Origin of the sequence: Haemophilus sp. HMSC71H05 (genome assembly GCF_001838635.1) — a bacterium.
GTDB classification, from domain to species: Bacteria; Pseudomonadota; Gammaproteobacteria; order Enterobacterales; family Pasteurellaceae; genus Haemophilus_D; species Haemophilus_D parainfluenzae_R.
This window is the reverse complement of record NZ_KV838026.1, coordinates 337,593-355,442: the sequence shown is the minus strand read 5'-3', so window position 1 is coordinate 355,442 and position 17,850 is coordinate 337,593. Positions and strand designations below refer to the sequence as shown.

Here is a 17,850-nt window from a genome sequence, read left to right as displayed (position 1 = left end):
CTCTCTTATCATTCCCCATTCATGTCCGAATTGACATTCAATGACAACGTATCTTTTGCCATTTGATACTTGTAAGTCATTCCTAAACATCTTTTACCCCACGCTGGATAAGCCATATTTTAATTCTGAAGTAAAACTCACATTCTTTCATTCTATCTTCATCGAGTTTCTGTAGTTTTCTTCCTATTAAAATAAAGTAAAAAGATATTAGAACGGTCATAATTAACCGATATAATGTGTCATCTATCATTTTTACTCCCCAAAAGTGCGGTCGTTTTTTACTTAGCGGTCATGACATCAACAACTGGTAATTCATTAACCGAACCGCCAGATTGGATTGAGTGAATAATTCGTTCCGGTGTTTCTTTTACAAAAATAGTTCCATCTTCAAATTGAATAGCTGTGTCATTTTCATCTTTAGTGATGGTTTGAATTTGCTCTACGTTGATGAAAATATCTGATTCATCCGTATTAGTTAGTTTGATAAATTTAGCCATGTGGTTCTCCTACATTTGTGCAGCTCGATTTAATCGGGCCATTGTTTGTTGGTGGATATAAATTTGAGTTTCAAATTCACGAAGTGCGGTCAATTTTGGAATTAATTTTTCGTCATTGATTAATGCGTGGTAGCCATCAATCAGACTTTGAATGCGTTTTTTACCAATTCCTTTGCAGTGTTGATATTTCTCTAATCCAACTAGTCGCATATCGGCAAAATCATTACAGCCATTTTTACGAAGGATCGTCCAAGTTGCTTTATCTGAGTAAGCTGTTGGATCTATTTCACGTAATGCGGCCATTCCTTCTTCACGCAACGCTTTAATCTCAAATGGGGTTTTAAGTGTTGTTTCCACTTTCTTCCAGGTTAAAAGTTTCTTGATGTAATCATCTGTAAACTCTCTTTTCTCTGGTGATGCAATAAGGAAAGGGGAGAGAACATGCTCTTCGTTTACATCGTTTAAAATGGCATTGATATTGTCATTGACGTAATCAGTCATTTCAGGTGCAGTGAATGCAAATTGATTAGCAAGAGATTGATATTCAAATTTTATATAACCTCTTCCAAGTTGATCACGGCAAATAACGCCAAAAACAAAAGACCAGGGACGGGATTTGTTATACATCAGTTCAAAATCTTGTTCAGTAGCCGTTGTTCTGTCTTGTGGAATATTATTTTTTATCCATTCTGTGCCGTCGTTTCCTAATCCAATAACGGAAAGCACAAGAGAGTTGCGACATATTCTGTCGCTCTGCCGTTTGATATTGGCATTTTTATCGTGCTTTTTACGCGGTTTTTTACTTGTCGCCATAGTTTAAAATCTCAGTTAAGTGTTTAAATTGGGCAAGATATGCTGATTCAGCTTGATGTGGTTGCCAAAAAACAATTGTGATATTTGCCGGAGAGATACCGTCCAATTGCGGCCACTCTACAGATGCTGGTGGAAGTAACTGTTCTTTTTCCGTTGCAAGCATAGATAAATCCATAGATTTAATTGCTGGCAATTTTTTATACTCAACATCAAAACGCTGGTGGATTGCTAAATTAAAGCGATCTTCAATATTGCGATAAGGCTCACTTAGCAAATGTTTGAGCGGAGTCGGAATATCTTTTAAGTAGGCTTCTGCCGCATCGTGCAGTAGGAAAAGAAATGCAAGCTCAGGTAATCCCATTTCTTCAAAAATATAGCTGCCAAGTACACAATGCTGAGCTACGCTATAAGGCTCAGCAGTTTGACCAATAAAACGGTTTTCAAAGCTGAGATTATGCGCAATATCACGAATATCAATTTCGTTAGGATCCGGCTTTATATAGTCAATGGTATGACCATAATAGGTATTAATGCGGTACATAGATTTTTCTCGTTTTCAGTTTAACTTCTTCCAGGTGCATTTTTTGGCACCATTCCGCACGGCTTATGCACCAATGTTTATTTATCTCTTTTCCGGTTAGCTTTGATGCCTTTTTCCAAAGCACATAAGCGGATAAATAATTTTTCTTGCGTTCTTCCTTGGCGGCAAGTTCGCTGTTGGTTTTAAAAGGTAGTTTCATTTCTATTCCTTATTAATTTCAGCTTGTTTAATGGATACGTAAGCACGTGCTTGTTTTTCACCTTCTTCGGTTAAATTCTGTTGATACTCACCGTGTTCGGAAATCCACTGCACTCTCGCTTTTTCACGTTCTAGTGCAGGGTTAGTGTATTCTTTTGCATCTGCCGCTAATGCGGTGAGAATAACCATTGCAGCAACAATGATTGAACAAACTGTTGCAACACCGTAGGCGGTATTTTTAATAAATCTTGCGAATTGATTTTGTTTCATGAGTAGATCCTTGTAGTGATGGTGGAATTAGGTAAAAAAAATCCCGCAGTGCAAATAAGCTATAAATGGCAACTGCGGGGAATTGACTAAAGAAGAACATATTGTTATGTGCTGTTTCCAGCTAGAGCCGCTCTCACACCACTTGAACAAAGTGTAAAATTAGTGATGTTTCTACTTGAAAGCGGCTTTAGCTGGTTGCTCCAAAGAACCATTAACGTGCCTTTCTTTATGCTTGTAAGGCTCAAGCCCTTATTGTTTCTCACAACGCTAAGGAATATAATTTAGACTCTCACAACTCAAATAAGGATATTATTATGAATAAACCTGAAGCAGACGCTCTTGCCCTACTTTTTGCAAGAGATATAGCCAAAACATCAAGCTCATCAACTGCAGCTCCTTACATTTATTTAAACAGCGACTCAGCTAATGGCATTGCGGACTTTGTTGAAACGTTATCTAATAGATTTTTGTCATTAGATGAAAACGTAGATTTGATGAAGGTTATTAACGCCCATAAAGGTCAATAAATGTAAAAGCTCGACACAGTGCTTTAGCAATGTTGTCTGGTGGCAGATTTGTATTTTTAGCCGCACTTTCTAATACAGCCTGTTTGATTAGTTTTTTATCTATATCAGATAGGCTTTTTTCTTTTTCTTCTTCCATATTTAAACCTCTTTATTGATTGACATTTCAAAGCGAACTTACCAAATTCTGATCTAGCTATCCTTAAATTGGTAATCTGCAGTTTACCCAGACCTTTGATGGAACATTTAATAAATTCGCTTTGAAGTGGTGCCTCGGGAGAGATTCGAACTCAACTATCCTCCGGTTATGAGCCGGTCGCTTTTACCTATTAAGCTACCGAGGCAGTTTACCGTCTCTCCGGCTGTCACGCTTGTAGCTGCGTTTGCTAAATTAACCAGTCCGTGGGCTTGTTACCATTTCCCCGACCGAACTCGTATCCTCTAAGGGATTGCTTAAAGATATAAACAGCGCTGCCATTGACCTGCCAACCACATCACTTCGGTTAAACACGCAGTACAGTTTTCTGCTCTGGGGTTACTCGACTTAAACAGCCGATAATTTATATCCCGCACGAGACCAAATTGTCTAAAATTCAAAACAGGTTAATGATGAGTGCCTTTCTTTATACTTGTAAGGCTCAAGTCCTCTTGTATGCGACTACATCGAGGAATATAATGCTCTCTGCGACTACAATTTAATCAGAGGAACATCATGGAAGAGTACGCCAAGTTACTTAATACCATACTTACCAAGGTAGTTTTTAATCACATGACTATGTTCTTCGTTTTCTTATTTATTGGCTTTACGTTCATTCCGCCAGAATTAACGTTGTATCTCAACGCTAAAACACCGGCATTCTTTCCTGATTGGTTCACTCTTGCCAATTTTGGTTCTTTGATATTTGCGTTGGTTTCTACGATGATTTGGATTCTTATTTCTAATTCGACCAAATCAATTATTTCAAAACTGCGTGAATCATTAAAAACTAATTCAGAGCAAGCTAGATTAATCAATCTACTTCATAATTTATCAACAGAAGAGCAACATGTTCTTGCAATGTCCTGCCTTAATGAGCGAATTATTTTCCCAGATAACAGAACTCAGCTAGCCATTCAAAAACTCTTGTCAAAAGAACTTATTTCGTACGGCTGGACTAATGATAAATATGAGTTAAATCCACTTATTCGCAATGTTGTTCTTGCTAAGCTCGATAAGAGCATGAATTCCCATCATTAACCTGTTTCAAATTTTTAAAGAACGTTTCAAAGCGTTTTGCTTTGTTGTGGTTAATTCTACTTAAAGTAGATATTTATGCAACTAAAATTTGCATAAAAGTAGAATTATTTTCTATCAAAAGTAGTATTTATTTGATTTTTAAGTAAAAATATTTTGTTGATTGGTGTTTGATTGACTATTTTTTAACCAGTGAATATTTTGATTTGAGATGCTGATCACGGAATACGTTAATTTTTTTAAGTAGAATGGCCGCACTTTTTAATGGAGGTTATATGAGGAAAATATTTGTTCCGATTGTTGCACTTGGTCTTTTTGGATGTGGAGTTAGTACGTCTGAAATGCGTGCGTTAGAATTTAAAAGCTATCCAATTACACAAAGCGAAGATCATGTAAAACAATGTTTGCTTGATAAGCTAAATAGCTTTAGGCCTGATCGCATGCTGATAAATGAATATGGAAAGCATACAGAAATATTTATTGGGGCAACACAGGCGGGGAAGTTTAGAAGTTTTTATTTGTTTGATATTTTGCATAATGAAATTAAAATATCTCATTATGATGGAGTGTTTCCAGCATTATCTAAAAGCGAGGCAGACAGCATTGTCACATCCTGCCTATGATTAATTAAATATTCGAAATAATAAAAAACCGCCACACAGGCGGTTTGTTAGTTAAATTTCAATAGGTAAATAAGGCAAGCTATTGCTTGGCACTTCGGATATAGCAAGAAGGTTTTTTGCAAATGGCATAGCGTAAGTGTAAAGTGATGCCATAAATTCTTGTTCCCTATTTTTAGCTTCTGAGAATTTTGGACGATTTTTTTCAAAATGATAAGCAAATTCTCCTTTAAATTCATAATCTGGCGTATCAATTTCAATATGGAGAATACAGTCGGCTCTGTCTTCTTTTGGGAATGTAACACCTAGAGATAGTTTTCCTTCTTTTGCGCTACTTTCCTTATTAGTCTTTAGATTAAAAGAGTAAGACATAATAGCTTGATCAAGGATTTGCATTTTCATAATTATTTTCCTCTCCTGAAACAAACTGAGATTTTGACATTTTTTCTAATGTCCAATTAATTGCATTTTTTCTCATTTCTGGATTGCGTTCCCAGTTAAACTTAAATACTTTGTAAGCTTCTAGTTTTGCATGTTCAGTTGCATATTTTGTAATGACCAAATCAACCCCTTCTGCTACTAAAGCATTTAGTTTTATATTTTGTACGCTTGAGATAAATAGGAGTTGGCGATGCTTTTCTGGTTTTACCCGAATATTAAATGCACCCGAACAAGATCTTTGTGGTTCGACGCCGGATTCTTCACAATCGGCAAGATAATCATCAACAGCATCATGAAATGCAGCCTCTAATTCTGAAAAATTCTCAGCTTCGTAAGTTATCAAGCCATTAATATGTAATAGCTTGCCGTATAATATCTTGTCTTCCTTGGAAATTTCGATACTTCCTAGAAAGCCTTTATATTGCATTGTGTCCATATTAATTTCCTAATAGCGCATAGAGTTCATCAAGGGCGGTTTTTATCTGAATAATTACATACCGCTTTAATGTATTTTGCGGATGTGGCTTATGAATACTAATCGGGAAATCAAGCGAAGAATGCTCAAATTTCACACGAGATCCATTACCTTGTTTTTCATTAAATCCTAAATTAAGTAAAAGTGTTCTCAGCTCGTCCCACGTAAAATCAGTGGGTGGCGGCTCTTTGTAGAGCTTATCTTTAATTTTTGTAATTTTGCTCATTTGTCACTAACCTTTAGTTACAAAATATTACCATGAATATTAATATTGTAAACATATTAGTAATAATAATTACGAATTCTTTGTTACTACACAAATAAATCAACAACCATCCGCTATTGTTTTTTTATAAAAGGACAGAATACCAGAACACTTTACCAAGCACTGAAATGTCTTGTAACTCTGCTATTTCGTCAGGGTGCTCATCACTGTTATAACTGCGGATTTTCACTTGTTCATTAGGCATATTGTAGAGTAGTTTTATTCTCAGTAATCCACCGTGGTTTATGGCATATATTTTCCCATCTCTAATTGTTTTATTGCCTAAATCAATCCCCACCGTTGTTCCATCCGGAATAACAGGTTCCATAGAGTTACCGTCAGCAATTACACACACAGCATTTTCAAACTGAACACCTTGTTTTCTTAATGTAGCTTTAGAAAAGCGTAATTTAAAATTGTTATAGTCTGCGATGTCATCAGCAAACCCATTACCCGCAGCAAGGCGAACATCTTGATAAAAAGGCACTGCCACTTCATCACTATTTAATGGCGTGTTTCTATCCCATAAGTCAAAGGATCCAAGCTCTTTTATGTTTGATGTGACTTTTGTTTCAGTTGAGTCAGTAGATCCATATTTCAAATAAGCAGGACTAACTCCAAAGTATTCAGCCATAGATTCAATTTTGTCATCTCTTGGTGTGGCTGTGCCAAGCGTATAACGTCTGGCCATTTCATAGGTTACGCCTAGAGCCTTTTGAAGATCTCCTATTCTTTTATTTTGCTGAGCCATTAATTCATTAATTCGGCTTGCTAAATCTGACATATAACCCCCTTATTTCTACTAAAGGTAGAGAATACGTAAATAAAATAGTTGATTCAATTCTATTTTTAGTAGTAGAATTATGCTACTTAAAATAGAAATGAGGTTAAGATGCTACCAATCGAAAAAGCTTATGAAATCGTAGGCGGTATTTCTGCCATGGCTCGGCACTTCAATATCACCCCTTGGGCAGTATCAAAATGGCGTGAAAAAGTACCAGCTGAACGCTGTGCAAAGATTGAAGAACTTACTAATGGCAAAGTTAAAAAATCTGAATTACGCCCCGATTTGTGGGATTAATTTATCAGTAAAAATCAAAAAGAAAACCATAAAAATAAGGCAAAAATTATGGCAATGAAACAAACCATTATAGAGATGATTGAACAGATACCCGGTGGAAAAAGTGCGGTAGCTGGATTCTTGGGATTTACTGAAAGTGAATTAAATAATCGTCTTTATCAAACAAAGGGCCAACGGTTCAAAAATGAAGAATTGATTGCTATTCAACTTGAATATGGCTGCACACAGTTTATTGAAGAATTATGCCGTACCGCTGGTGGACGTTTTGTACCAGATACCTGTGCAGATGATTTAGATGCAGTAGAAATGGCAAATATTCAATTACATGAGTTATCAGCTCGTGGATTGTTATTTGAAGCATTAGAAAGCGCGCTTGCTGATGGTGAGATTACCCGTAGTGAAGAAGATTTGATTCTCAAGCTATTAAATAAACATTTAGCTGCAACACAACATTCTATTGAGTGTGTGATTTCACTTAATAAACGGCAATAAAAAACCACGGCGGCCACCGTGGTTAATTACACTCACAAGGAGTTCACAAGATGAATGAATTATTACCGATTAATGATAAAAATGCAAGTGCATTAACAATGAGCAGTCGAGAAATAACAAAACTTGTTAATTCTAGACATAGTGACGTGTGTAAAAGCATTGAAACACTTATTTCAAAAGGTGTGATTGGGGGGTATCAGCCGAAACCGTACACCCACCCACAGAATGGTCAAATCTACTATGAGTATTTTTTGAATAAGCGCGACACTTATATTTTAGTTGCTCAGTTTTCACCGGAATTTACAGCGGCAGTTATTGATCGTTGGCAAGAGTTAGAAAACCAACAAAATCCGACCGCACTTTTACCGCAGAATTATCTTCAAGCCTTAGAGCAGTTGGTGGCATCAGAGAAAGAGAAACAAGCTTTAGCGTTAGAGAACAAGGCGATGAAACCTAAAGCGGACTTTGTAGATCTTTACGTTGATATTGGCACAACAAAATCATTACGCGAAACGGCAAAAATCTTAAATATGCCAGAGAAAGCGATGATTGCTGCACTAGAGCGAGATAAAGCGTTATATCGTCAATCAGGCAATCTTATTCCATATTCAGACAAACAAAGCCGTGGTTTATTTACAGTGAAAACTGGTACAGCAGAGCACGGTCACAACTTTACACAAACTCGCGTGACATCGAAAGGTATTCAATGGATCGCACAACGTTACGCATCGGAGTTAATGCTATGAGCAAATTTATCCCTAATTCTTTTCAGATCCCTAATGCTTTTGTAGATGAAGTGATGTTTGCCCTTTCTGGTAACGCTGTAAAAGCCTATTTGTTGGTAGCTCGTAAAACGACTGGCTGGCAGAAAGAAAGTGATTTTATTTCTATTGAACAATTCAAACAATTCACTGGCATTAACCGAGATAAGACTATCTATGAAATCCTTAAAGAGCTTGAAGAAGTTGGTTTGATTCGTACTGTTAAAACCGCTGGAAGAACGACTGAATTCTATTTAGTGAAAGACCTTCCTAATGTTGAAAATAAACCAGTGGCGAAAAGTGCTACCAGTGGCGAAAAACGCCACCAGTTACAAAAAACGCCACCAGTGGCGAAAAGTGCCACGACACCAGTGGCGGAAAACGCCACCGCCACCCCTGGCGAAAAACGCCACCCTACAAAAACAAATAATAAAACAAATATAAATAACCCACCTATAGTCCCCCCAGCTGAGCAAGTTGTGTTGGATTATTTGAACATGGCATTGGCAAATCTTGCTGAAGAGCAAGGCGAACGAAAACCAACAGGATACAAGCTCACTGACAAAACAAAACAAGCGATTGGCGCTAGATTGGCTGAATTCGATTTGGGTGTGTGTAAACGTGTGGTGGATTATCTCGTGTCAAAATGGGGCCGTGATCCGAAAATGGTTGAGTATCTCCGACCAAGTACGATTTTCCGTCCAACAAACTTCGGTGAGTATGTTGTCGGCTCAGAACGTTGGGATAACAAGGGCAGACCAGAAATGCGAGACGGTGCTTGGGTAATGGCTGATGGCACGATGTTAAAACCGAAAGGCAGTGCACCAAACCCGGCAAGCAAAAGCACCGATTGGGCAAAGGGCAGACAAATTCAAATTCGTAATCCGCAAGTAGCGGAAAAACTACGCAAAATGGGGATGTTGAAATGAACGTGGCAATCAGACAAGAAAATTGCGTTTCAGGGGTTGATTTAAATACTCATGTTTCAGAATTAGTGAATCAGTTATTCAATCGCTTGTGTGCTTACTGCAACCGTTGGCGCTATAACTACCCAACAGACGAAGCATTGGAAGAAGCGAAATTTATTTGGATTGAAGAGCTAGTGAATCATGATGTTTTATCTGTGGATATGTTAGAGCGTGGATTAGCAAGAGTTCGTGCAGCAAGAAATGATTATTTCCCAAACCTGTTTGATTTCATCGAATGGTGCAAAATTCCGATGGATTTACCGTCAGAAGAAGAATTAGCACAGCGTTTAGCAAGTTTTCAACGTTACGGCATGGCTGATGTGGATAAATTTAAATTCAATTCAACCGTGGAATATTGGTTAATCACTGATTTGTATTGTCGTTGTCGACGATACACTTGGTCAGTAGAGCAGTTACGAAAAGAAATTAAACAGGCCTTACGCAATATGGCTGATCGTTTAAAAAATGGTGAAGTGTTACCGGAGCCAACAAAACAATTACCATCGCAAGCAACATCAATGCCAGTTTCAAAAACACGCCAAGCAGAGATCATTGCAAGCATTAAAGGATCGTTGCGGGGGCATTAATGCAAGTATTGTTGTTGACACCATATAAACAATCAGACCTTGGTTTAATGATGTTTAGAATTCCGAGCAATGCTGCACAGGTAATGACGAAGAGAATGGTGTTAATGCCAGAGCCTACTGAATTACAACATAAGGAATCTGGTGTAGTTAATTGGCAATGGTCTATTAGTGAAGAATTTCCACCGTTGGTGGTGGATTTCCTAAAAAATAAGGAAGTGCGGTCAAAATTACTTACAAAAAAAGCGTTGATGAATTTTGTGGGCAGTATTAAGCATTGTCAGTTGAGTGATGGTGAATACTGTCATAAAGAATTAACAATTACTCCGTACTTAGACGGTTTTATCAGAGCTTGTTGGCACCACGATACAGAAATGCGCAAGGGAAACTATGATGCTGAAAAAGCAAAGTTGGTGGTGGAACAAAATATAGAGCAAGCAATCATTGCAAAAATCCAAGTGGATTTAAAACATGCTCGTCCTTTAACAGAATCAGATTTAGTGCTGTATTGTTTTAAGAATGGACTTCAACGTTTATTAAGTGATGCGTTATTAAGAAAGGTCTTTAGTGTTAAAAATTACGAACGAGACAATAAAGAAAGTTCTACTCGCTTTGAAGATCCTCTTATTTATCACATGGACCGTTTAGATAAAGCCATTTTAAATTTAAAAGCTGATGATGATCCGCCACTTCAATATATGGCAAGACCAAAGCCACAATATATCCGTTCTGAAAAATGGTTACGTTGGGTAAAAACTCAGCCTTGTGTGTGTTGTGGTAAACAAGCAGATGATCCACATCATTTAATTGGTCATGGTAATGGTGTGATGGGAAGTAAAGCAGATGATTTGGATTGTATTCCGCTTTGCCGAATTCATCACAATGAATTACATCAAAACGTAAAAGCATTTGAAGAAAAGTATGGTTCACAAATAGAGCTTTGGCATAAGTTCTTTTTATACTCCATCAAGATTGGTGCATTAGTGATTGATTAATGGTTTAACAATCAAAAGTGCGGTCTTTTTAAAGTGAGATTTCTATGACAACGATAACATTAGAACTACCATTCCCACCTTCTGTTAATACCTATTGGCGCAGAGTAAATGGGAAAACATTAATTAGCGCGAAAGGACGTGCTTATGCTGCACAGGTTGCGTGGATGACTAGACGCTCAGCAAGATTTCCAGCGGGTATTCGTGCTGCAGTGGTGGTGGAAGCATTTATGCCGGATAGAAGAATGCGTGATTTGGATAATCTTTTTAAATCATTATTAGACGCGTTAGTGAAAGCGGGCGTGTTGGTGGACGATAGTGTTATTGATGATTTGCGAATTATACGCAAATGTGTAGTCAAGGGTGGAAAGGTTTTAGTGTCGATTAAGGAGATAGTATGTTAGATATTGATGTAATTGTTGTTGAGTTCGGTTATTGGGCAACACCAAGACATGAAACAGAATTTCCACGTGTTGCCGCTGGATTTGCAGAAATGAAATGTGAAGCACGTTACGCTCATAAATATCGCATTAATTCTATCTCTGATGATCTTGGTTTAAAAATTGATGGCTACCTTGGCATTATACGCAAGCTAACACCTGAGCTTTATGATGTGTTTGTGTTGACCTATATTAAGCGCTGGGAAAAACAAGAAATATTGACTTATCTACGGATTTCAAAAGCGGAATATTTCAACCGATTAAAAACCGTAAAAACATCTCTATTGTTAATGATTGTGAGTGGTGGGAGTGAGTGTATTTGGGTTGTTTAAAATATTTAAAATTTTTTAATAAAACCGCTTGACAGTCTAGACTAAATGTGTATCATATAAGATATAGTGCGTTTTTTGCACGTTACAAACGCAGAATTGATTTTTAAACCCCTGATGGTTCTCCATCGGGGGTTTTTTATTGCCCCGCAATTGCGAGGTGGAGTATGAGAATGTTTAAAGACGCAGGAAATCAAACATATTTTTGGTCAGGCTTTTCCGGTGTTCTTGCTTGGCTCAGTGATCAAAACAATTTAATGATATTAAGTTTGGTGATTGGTATTGTTACCGCACTAGTTAATGCTTATTCAAAATGCTACGAAGGCAGAGCGGCAAGACGAGCAGAAGAGCGCGAAGAAGAATTGCATGCCTTAAAGGTTCAGGCTTTAAAAAGAGGGCTTAGAGATGAAGCTGGCAAAGACTAGAGTTGGATTAGGACTTGCAGGAAGTATATGCGGAGTATCAGCCATCATCCTAACAATGTACAGTGCTTATGGTGATGAGCTTATTCTCAGTCCTGCTGGAGCAGAGATTATTGGTAATGCTGAAGGTTGCAGACGTGATCCTTATAAATGTCCTGCTGATGTATTAACCGTTGGCATAGGATCAACTGAATACAGTGGCTTACCAATAGATCCTAAGCATCGTTACACAGATTTAGAAATTGCGGAACGTTGGAAGAATGACATTCAAGTGGCTGAGAAATGTGTATTGGCTTATGGAAATGGGCGAGCGTTGCCACAGTCTGTATTTGATTCTGCCGTATCAATTACTTTTAACGTTGGTTGTGGTGCAGTTCGAAAATCAACCTTATTTAAATACCTTAATTCAGGCAAGTATGAGTTAGCTTGTAATGAATATCCAAGATGGAATAAAGCTGGTGGAAAAGTTTTACCCGGCTTAGTTTCACGTAGAGAAAAAGAAAAGGCATTATGTTTATCTGATTTACATAAGTAAAGGTTAGCCGGTGCGGTTATGGGAGCTATTAAATCAGATGGCGAAAGCGTAAACAAAAGAGCCTAAACCGCACCGCTATTTATTATGGGGTTTAACATGATTGGTATCGGGCAATATATCAGTAACGGATTCACAAAGGTTTTATTGGTGTGCTCCGTTGTTTCTGCGTTTGTAATTCTTGCATTGTGTGGATGGATTCATCATCAGTCAGCAACTATTGATGGACTGAATGTAAAGATTAAAACACACCAAGAAACAATTGCTGCACAAAGTCAAACGATCACTCGATTAGAAGAAGATGCTGAGCAAAATAGACAGCTAACATTTGAGCTAAGTCGGGTGGAGTCAGATGCAAGGAGTAAATCAGATGCAGTTATCAAATCTATACCGAAACAAGTTAAAGCTAGCAGTGCTTTTAATACTAGTGCTCCTAGCAATGTTATTGAGTTCTTGCGCCAGTAAACCAGTTGTAGTGAGTTGTTCTCAATTACCTGCAGCGTTGACCGCTCATTTAGATAAGACGGTATTTGCTGGTGATACTTATGGTGATGTGACAAAGTACGCGGTAATCTTAAAACGCGAACGTGATATGTGCTTAAACCGTATTGATAAAATTCGGGAGTGGCAAACAGAGAAGTTAAGTAAATAAAAGGTGAGTGACAATACTCGCCTTTTTTCTTTTGGTGGGAACTATGCCAGCAAGAATACCTAAAGCATGCAGAAAGCAAGGCTGTAAGAATACAACAATCAACAGCAATGGTTATTGTGATGAACATCAAGGTTGTGGTTGGCAAAGACATCAGAAAGGAAAGACATCGTCTCAGCGTGGTTATGGAGCTCAATGGCGAAAAATAAGAGCTGTCGTGTTAGTTCGCGATAACTACTTGTGCCAAGAATGTTTAAAGCAAGGTCTGTTTGTAACAGCTACAACTGTTGACCACATAATCCCTAAGGCTCACGGTGGTAGTGATGACTTAACTAATCTACAAAGTTTATGTAATTCATGCCATAAATTCAAAACAGCGCGAGAACGCTTGAAATAGTGTTTAAAGTGCGGTTGTTTTTGTAAGGGTAGGGGGTGGTAAAATCTCTATAGGTTTTGCCTATCGAAACCGCCACCCTAACTCTATTTTCACAACCGCGAAATTAAAAATTTAGGGTAAACGCCAAATGACAGGAATAGCAACAACGCCGGGGCGAGGAAGAAAGCCCACTCCGACGAAAGTGAAAGAGCGTCGCGGCAACCCCGGTAAAAGAAAATTAAATAAAGACGAGCCTGAGTTCAGTCCATTTAACGAAAACACCCCACCGCCATCTCAGCTTAATACTGACGGTAAAAAGATGTGGGCCTTTATTCTAAAAGAATTACTATCCCAAGGAGTTCTACTACAAACCGATCTTGAAGTAGTGACAAACTATTGCATTGCATATCAGAATCGTAATCGTGCTTGTAAAGATGTTGAAAAATACGGCACGTTTGTTGAGAACGGGAATGGTGGATTATCGAAAAATCCTGCTTTTACTGTTTTGAATGAAGCATTGAAACAGATGACTACATTCGGAGCGTTGCTCGGACTTGACCCAAGCAGTCGACAACGATTGATTGGTAAGGTAGATGAGCAAAATCACAATCCATTCGCGGAGTTAATGCAATGACAGATAATGTAAAAAAGGCAATTAAGTATGCCAAAGATGTTATTGCTGGCAAAATTCCCGCTTGCCGATTTATTGTAAAAACCTGTCAGCAGTTCATTGATGATTTAGAAAATCAAAGTGCGGTTAAATTTCCTTATTATTTTGATGAGGTGAAGGCTGAAAAAGCGTGTAAATTTATTCAATACCTACCACACACAAAAGGCGAGTGGGCGTCGAAACGCCAAAATATCACGCTTGAACCGTGGCAACTCTTCATTATGGCAAATACTTTCGGGTGGTTGCGTAAAAGCGACAATCTGCGTCGTTACCGTGAGGTTTATGTTGAAGTACCCCGCAAAAACGGTAAATCAGCTATTTCTGCAGGTGTCGGCTTGTATATGTTCTGCATGGATAATGAGTTTGGTGCGGAAGTCTATTCAGGTGCAACCACGGAAAAACAAGCGTGGGAAGTATTCCGTCCTGCTCGATTGATGTGTAAGAAAACCGATCTTCTTTGCTCAACTTTCGGTATTGAAGTAAATGCGTCTAACTTAAACCGCCCTGCTGATGGCTCTCGTTTTGAACCGCTTATTGGTTCACCTGGTGATGGTGCATCGCCTAGTTGTGCGATAGTTGACGAATACCATGAGCATAAGAATGATGAGCTATATACCACAATGTTGACTGGTATGGGAGCACGTAAACAACCGCTTATGTTTATCATTACGACTGCAGGTTATAACATCGAAGGTCCTTGTTATGACAAACGCAGAGAAGTAATTGAAAAACTATCCGGTGCAATTCCGAATGATGAGCTATTTGGGATCATTTATACAATTGATGAAGATGATGATTGGACAGATGAAAGCGTATTACGCAAAGCAAATCCAAACTTTGATGTGTCTGTGTATGGTGATTACCTAATTAGCCAACAAAACAAGGCAATTAATAATGCGCGTCTTACCAATACTTTTAAGACAAAACACTTGAATGTGTGGGTGTCGGCCAAAGAAAGCTATTTCAATATGGTGAGTTGGGAAAACTGTAAGGATGAAACACTATCACTTGAAGATTTCCAAGGTGATGATGTCGTGCTTGGCCTTGATATGGCGCGTAAGCTTGATATGAACTCGCTTGTTAAAGTGTTTGCTCGGGTTATTGATGGTAAGCGGCATTATTATTGTATTGCCCCAGAATTCTTCGTTCCGGAAGATACTATCTATAACACTGATACAGCTTTAAAACGAGTGGTGGATAAATATCAAAAATGGGTAAATAGTGGACATTTAACTGCAACAGATGGTGCGGAAGTTGATTATCGAGAGATAGAAGAAGTCATCAAAGATACCAATCAAGAACATAGAGTTTCTTGTGTTGCAATTGACCCGCATGGAGCGATAGCAATCAGCCATAACTTAGCCGATGAAGGACTTAACCCTATAACCATTACACAAAACTACACCAATTTATCCGACCCGATGAAAGAATTGGAAGCGGCAATTGAATCAGGTCGTTTCCATCATGACGGGAATCCAATTATGACCTGGTGTATCGGTAATGTGGTTGGTAAGACAGTTCCAGGGAATGATGATGTCGTGCGTCCAATTAAAGAAATTCCTGAAAACAAAATAGACGGAGCGGTGGCTCTAATGATGGCAATAGGTCGCATTATGTTGAGCACTGATGATGAAAACTTTTTCCCGAATGAGGTATTAGAACTATGAGAACTGTCATTTTAGATCTTTTAGGTCTAACAGGCTTTGGCTTGATGTCTTATGGAGTGTATCTCAAATATGGGGCAGATATTGCATTAATTGGTAGTGGGGCATTATTACTGCTTTTAACTATTTTGGCATCGAGAGGTAAACAATGATTTTTGATAAATTATTTAGCACTCGTTCACTGGAGAATCCAGCGGTGCCATTAAGTGCTGAATCAGCTTACGAAGAAATATTCGGAATGCAGCCGACTAAATCGGTTAGTCCTGATTTGGCAATGAAGTTATCTGCTGTTTATGCTTGCGTTTATGTGTTATCGAGTTCTGTCGCACAATTACCACTGCACGTTAAGTGTAAGAGCGGTGATAAAGTAGAAACAGTAAAAGATCATCCAGCATATTACCTTTTACATGATAGCCCTAACGCTTGGCAGACATCGTACAAATTACGCGAATATGCACAAAGTTCGGTTTTGTTGTACGGAAATGCTTATATCCATATTGTTCGTGATAAAAACGGTGGAGTTGTCTCGCTTGAATCATTAGAGCCGTGGAAAGTGCAGTTGCTTAAAAACGGAAGTCGCTATGTTTATGCTTACTACGGTGACGATAATACAATGAGCCTATCTCCGGATGATGTTTTACACATTAAGTCACTCGGGCCATCAATAAAAACAGGTAAATCAGTCATTCAAACTCATGCTGAGACGATTGGCTTGGGGTTAGATGCTCGCAAATTCGCGAGCGGTTTCTTTGGTGGGAATGCTCGTCCTGCAGGTATTCTGTCTGTTAAGACACCACTTAATAGCAATGCATGGGAAAACTTTAAAAAGATGTGGCAAACCGCACAAGAAAAGCTGAGAAGTGAAGAAAATAAAACAATATTACTTCCTGCTGAGCTTGATTATAAGGCTTTGACCGTATCACCAGTCGATACTGAACTGCTTTCAATGATGAAACTGAATCGTTCCGAGATTGCAGGTATTTTTAATGTTCCAGCCCACATGATCAACGATTTGGAGAAAGCGACATTTTCAAACATCTCCGAACAGACAATCCAGTTTATTAGGTTCAGCGTTATGCCATGGGTAGTCAATTGGGAGCAGGAACTAAACCGAAAAATCTTTACTGAAGCAGAGCGTAAAGCGGGTTACTTCGTGAAGTTTAATCTTGCTGGAATTATGCGTGGTACTGCAGGAGAGCGTGCAACATTTTACCATGCCGCTATCACTGATGGTTGGATGTCGCGAAATGAAGCTCGTCAGCTTGAAGATATGAATCCGGTTGAAGGACTGGATGAAATGTTGGTTAGCGTGAATGCGGCAAAACAAGCAAATAATAAACAAACGGAGAACACAAATGAGTGATGTAGAAAAGCGCTCCTACGCAGGCGAAGTGCGAGCGGAAAGTCGAGATGATGAGCCTACGCACATTATCGGTTATGGTTCCGTGTTCAATACTATGTCTGAAGTAATGTGGGGTTTTCGCGAAATCATTATGCCAGGTGCATTTGATGATGTGCTTGAAGATGATGTGCGCGGGTTGTTTAATCACGACCCTAATTTCATTCTAGGGCGCAGTAAAGCCGGTACGTTGAGTCTATCAGTTGATGAAACAGGACTTAAATATGACATTATTGCACCAGATAATCCAACTATTCGTGATTTAGTTATTGCCCCGCTAAAACGCGGTGATATTACTCAATCATCCTTTGCGTTTAAGATCGCACGTAATGGAGATGAATGGTATGAAAATGATGATGGTGTAATCATCCGTGAAATTCATAAAATTTCACGCCTTTATGATGTCAGTCCTGTGACTTATCCAGCTTACCAAGAAGCAAGCAGTACAGCTCGCTCACTTGAAGCATGGAAAGAAGCTCGAGACTCAGGAACAATTGCTAAAGCGGTATCACAAAAAGCCGCACGTGAGCGATTCTTAAGCTTAATTAGCGCTAAATAAAAGTAATTTTTATCAATACGAGCCGCAATAATGCGGCTTTTTTCATTTAAAGAA

The 17,850-nt window shown here is 38.5% G+C and carries 31 protein-coding genes and 1 tRNA gene; 21 read left to right on the top strand and 11 right to left on the bottom strand.

Translation table 11 applies throughout. The annotated features are described in order from the left end of the window. Positions 1-278 precede the first annotated feature (278 nt). From HMPREF3279_RS03110 to HMPREF3279_RS03090, 5 genes are read right to left on the bottom strand one after another with little or no spacing between them, the layout of a single operon-like run. The gene (locus tag HMPREF3279_RS03110; protein WP_049371107.1) at positions 279-497 is read right to left on the bottom strand and encodes a flagellar FlbD family protein; all 219 of its coding nucleotides are present in this window, start codon (positions 495-497) and stop codon (positions 279-281) included. Positions 498-506: 9 nt separating this feature from the next. Next, complete coding sequence (locus HMPREF3279_RS03105; RefSeq protein ID WP_070868040.1) at positions 507-1,310, bottom strand: hypothetical protein; 804 nt, start codon at positions 1,308-1,310, stop codon at positions 507-509. Next, on the bottom strand, positions 1,297-1,851 hold the full coding sequence (locus HMPREF3279_RS03100; protein WP_070868039.1) for a hypothetical protein: 555 nt from the start codon (positions 1,849-1,851) through the stop codon (positions 1,297-1,299). The genes HMPREF3279_RS03105 and HMPREF3279_RS03100 overlap by 14 nt, the downstream gene beginning before the upstream one ends. Further along, positions 1,838-2,050, bottom strand: a complete 213-nt coding sequence (locus tag HMPREF3279_RS03095) for an ANR family transcriptional regulator (RefSeq protein WP_070868038.1) — start codon at positions 2,048-2,050, stop codon at positions 1,838-1,840. The genes HMPREF3279_RS03100 and HMPREF3279_RS03095 overlap by 14 nt, the downstream gene beginning before the upstream one ends. A 2-nt stretch (positions 2,051-2,052) precedes the next feature. Next, positions 2,053-2,319 carry a hypothetical protein gene (locus HMPREF3279_RS03090; RefSeq protein ID WP_070868037.1) on the bottom strand — a complete coding sequence of 89 codons (267 nt, stop codon included), beginning with the start codon at positions 2,317-2,319 and terminating at the stop codon, positions 2,053-2,055. A 314-nt stretch (positions 2,320-2,633) separates the two neighbouring features. Here HMPREF3279_RS03090 and HMPREF3279_RS03085 point away from each other — a divergent pair, with 314 nt between their 5' ends. Next, positions 2,634-2,846 (top strand): hypothetical protein, encoded by a 213-nt coding sequence (locus HMPREF3279_RS03085; protein ID WP_070868036.1) that lies wholly within the window; start codon positions 2,634-2,636, stop codon positions 2,844-2,846. On the opposite strand, the gene HMPREF3279_RS10155 is transcribed toward HMPREF3279_RS03085, so the two are convergent. After that, positions 2,824-2,982, bottom strand: coding sequence for a hypothetical protein (locus HMPREF3279_RS10155; protein WP_180365025.1), 159 nt, complete (start codon positions 2,980-2,982; stop codon positions 2,824-2,826). The genes HMPREF3279_RS03085 and HMPREF3279_RS10155 overlap by 23 nt on opposite strands. 127 nt (positions 2,983-3,109) lie before the next feature. After that, positions 3,110-3,187, bottom strand: a tRNA-Met gene (locus HMPREF3279_RS03080). Between the two features lie 368 nt (positions 3,188-3,555). Here HMPREF3279_RS03080 and HMPREF3279_RS03075 point away from each other — a divergent pair. Next, the gene (locus tag HMPREF3279_RS03075; RefSeq protein ID WP_070868035.1) at positions 3,556-4,080 is read left to right on the top strand and encodes a hypothetical protein; all 525 of its coding nucleotides are present in this window, start codon (positions 3,556-3,558) and stop codon (positions 4,078-4,080) included. Positions 4,081-4,325: 245 nt separating this feature from the next. Next, complete coding sequence (locus HMPREF3279_RS03070; protein ID WP_180365024.1) at positions 4,326-4,700, top strand: hypothetical protein; 375 nt, start codon at positions 4,326-4,328, stop codon at positions 4,698-4,700. Between the two features lie 51 nt (positions 4,701-4,751). Here the strand turns inward: HMPREF3279_RS03070 and HMPREF3279_RS03065 are convergent, their stop codons facing one another. The 4 genes from HMPREF3279_RS03065 to HMPREF3279_RS03050 form a co-directional block, all read right to left on the bottom strand. Beyond that, complete coding sequence (locus tag HMPREF3279_RS03065; RefSeq protein ID WP_070868033.1) at positions 4,752-5,099, bottom strand: hypothetical protein; 348 nt, start codon at positions 5,097-5,099, stop codon at positions 4,752-4,754. After that, positions 5,080-5,574: a type II toxin-antitoxin system HicB family antitoxin gene (locus HMPREF3279_RS03060; protein WP_070868032.1), complete on the bottom strand. Its 495-nt coding sequence runs from the start codon at positions 5,572-5,574 to the stop codon at positions 5,080-5,082. The genes HMPREF3279_RS03065 and HMPREF3279_RS03060 overlap by 20 nt, the downstream gene beginning before the upstream one ends. A gap of 1 nt (position 5,575) precedes the next feature. Then, on the bottom strand, positions 5,576-5,839 hold the full coding sequence (locus tag HMPREF3279_RS03055) for a type II toxin-antitoxin system HicA family toxin (RefSeq protein ID WP_005698592.1): 264 nt from the start codon (positions 5,837-5,839) through the stop codon (positions 5,576-5,578). 124 nt (positions 5,840-5,963) lie between these two features. After that, positions 5,964-6,662, bottom strand: a complete 699-nt coding sequence (locus HMPREF3279_RS03050; protein ID WP_070868031.1) for a LexA family transcriptional regulator — start codon at positions 6,660-6,662, stop codon at positions 5,964-5,966. Positions 6,663-6,770: 108 nt separating this feature from the next. Between HMPREF3279_RS03050 and HMPREF3279_RS03045 the strand changes: the two genes are divergently transcribed. From HMPREF3279_RS03045 to HMPREF3279_RS02965, 18 genes are all read left to right on the top strand, one after another. Continuing rightward, the gene (locus HMPREF3279_RS03045; RefSeq protein ID WP_005641697.1) at positions 6,771-6,959 is read left to right on the top strand and encodes a transcriptional regulator; all 189 of its coding nucleotides are present in this window, start codon (positions 6,771-6,773) and stop codon (positions 6,957-6,959) included. A 48-nt stretch (positions 6,960-7,007) separates the two neighbouring features. After that, the gene (locus HMPREF3279_RS03040) at positions 7,008-7,451 is read left to right on the top strand and encodes a YmfL family putative regulatory protein (RefSeq protein WP_070868030.1); all 444 of its coding nucleotides are present in this window, start codon (positions 7,008-7,010) and stop codon (positions 7,449-7,451) included. Between the two features lie 50 nt (positions 7,452-7,501). Next, positions 7,502-8,197, top strand: a complete 696-nt coding sequence (locus tag HMPREF3279_RS03035; RefSeq protein WP_049371081.1) for a phage antirepressor KilAC domain-containing protein — start codon at positions 7,502-7,504, stop codon at positions 8,195-8,197. Further along, on the top strand, positions 8,194-9,141 hold the full coding sequence (locus HMPREF3279_RS03030) for a conserved phage C-terminal domain-containing protein (protein ID WP_070868029.1): 948 nt from the start codon (positions 8,194-8,196) through the stop codon (positions 9,139-9,141). Before HMPREF3279_RS03035 ends, HMPREF3279_RS03030 begins: the two co-directional genes overlap by 4 nt. Further along, positions 9,138-9,767 carry a replication protein P gene (locus tag HMPREF3279_RS03025; RefSeq protein ID WP_070868028.1) on the top strand — a complete coding sequence of 210 codons (630 nt, stop codon included), beginning with the start codon at positions 9,138-9,140 and terminating at the stop codon, positions 9,765-9,767. Before HMPREF3279_RS03030 ends, HMPREF3279_RS03025 begins: the two co-directional genes overlap by 4 nt. Beyond that, positions 9,767-10,759 (top strand): DUF968 domain-containing protein, encoded by a 993-nt coding sequence (locus tag HMPREF3279_RS03020; protein ID WP_070868027.1) that lies wholly within the window; start codon positions 9,767-9,769, stop codon positions 10,757-10,759. Before HMPREF3279_RS03025 ends, HMPREF3279_RS03020 begins: the two co-directional genes overlap by 1 nt. Positions 10,760-10,803: 44 nt before the next feature. Further along, positions 10,804-11,160: a RusA family crossover junction endodeoxyribonuclease gene (locus HMPREF3279_RS03015; protein ID WP_070868026.1), complete on the top strand. Its 357-nt coding sequence runs from the start codon at positions 10,804-10,806 to the stop codon at positions 11,158-11,160. Then, positions 11,154-11,528, top strand: a complete 375-nt coding sequence (locus HMPREF3279_RS03010) for an antiterminator Q family protein (protein ID WP_049384881.1) — start codon at positions 11,154-11,156, stop codon at positions 11,526-11,528. Before HMPREF3279_RS03015 ends, HMPREF3279_RS03010 begins: the two co-directional genes overlap by 7 nt. 170 nt (positions 11,529-11,698) lie before the next feature. Beyond that, a complete protein-coding gene (locus HMPREF3279_RS03005) occupies positions 11,699-11,950 on the top strand; it encodes a hypothetical protein (protein ID WP_373897129.1) in 252 nt (83 codons plus the stop codon). After that, entirely contained in the window at positions 11,931-12,482 is a 552-nt protein-coding gene (locus HMPREF3279_RS03000) for a lysozyme (RefSeq protein ID WP_083327153.1), read from the top strand. The genes HMPREF3279_RS03005 and HMPREF3279_RS03000 overlap by 20 nt, the downstream gene beginning before the upstream one ends. Positions 12,483-12,578: 96 nt before the next feature. Further along, positions 12,579-12,944 carry a DUF2570 family protein gene (locus HMPREF3279_RS02995; RefSeq protein ID WP_180365023.1) on the top strand — a complete coding sequence of 122 codons (366 nt, stop codon included), beginning with the start codon at positions 12,579-12,581 and terminating at the stop codon, positions 12,942-12,944. A 10-nt stretch (positions 12,945-12,954) separates the two neighbouring features. Then, positions 12,955-13,131 (top strand): Rz1-like lysis system protein LysC, encoded by a 177-nt coding sequence (locus HMPREF3279_RS10220; RefSeq protein ID WP_257282669.1) that lies wholly within the window; start codon positions 12,955-12,957, stop codon positions 13,129-13,131. 43 nt (positions 13,132-13,174) lie between these two features. After that, positions 13,175-13,525 carry an HNH endonuclease gene (locus HMPREF3279_RS02985; protein WP_049384884.1) on the top strand — a complete coding sequence of 117 codons (351 nt, stop codon included), beginning with the start codon at positions 13,175-13,177 and terminating at the stop codon, positions 13,523-13,525. Between the two features lie 127 nt (positions 13,526-13,652). Beyond that, the gene (locus tag HMPREF3279_RS02980) at positions 13,653-14,138 is read left to right on the top strand and encodes a phage terminase small subunit P27 family (RefSeq protein WP_049372598.1); all 486 of its coding nucleotides are present in this window, start codon (positions 13,653-13,655) and stop codon (positions 14,136-14,138) included. Then, a complete protein-coding gene (locus HMPREF3279_RS02975; protein WP_049372597.1) occupies positions 14,135-15,841 on the top strand; it encodes a terminase large subunit in 1,707 nt (568 codons plus the stop codon). The genes HMPREF3279_RS02980 and HMPREF3279_RS02975 overlap by 4 nt, the downstream gene beginning before the upstream one ends. Continuing rightward, positions 15,838-15,990 carry a hypothetical protein gene (locus HMPREF3279_RS10150; protein ID WP_049372596.1) on the top strand — a complete coding sequence of 51 codons (153 nt, stop codon included), beginning with the start codon at positions 15,838-15,840 and terminating at the stop codon, positions 15,988-15,990. The genes HMPREF3279_RS02975 and HMPREF3279_RS10150 overlap by 4 nt, the downstream gene beginning before the upstream one ends. Further along, on the top strand, positions 15,987-17,201 hold the full coding sequence (locus HMPREF3279_RS02970; protein WP_070868024.1) for a phage portal protein: 1,215 nt from the start codon (positions 15,987-15,989) through the stop codon (positions 17,199-17,201). The genes HMPREF3279_RS10150 and HMPREF3279_RS02970 overlap by 4 nt, the downstream gene beginning before the upstream one ends. Continuing rightward, positions 17,194-17,796: an HK97 family phage prohead protease gene (locus HMPREF3279_RS02965; RefSeq protein WP_070592309.1), complete on the top strand. Its 603-nt coding sequence runs from the start codon at positions 17,194-17,196 to the stop codon at positions 17,794-17,796. Before HMPREF3279_RS02970 ends, HMPREF3279_RS02965 begins: the two co-directional genes overlap by 8 nt. Positions 17,797-17,850 lie beyond the last annotated feature (54 nt).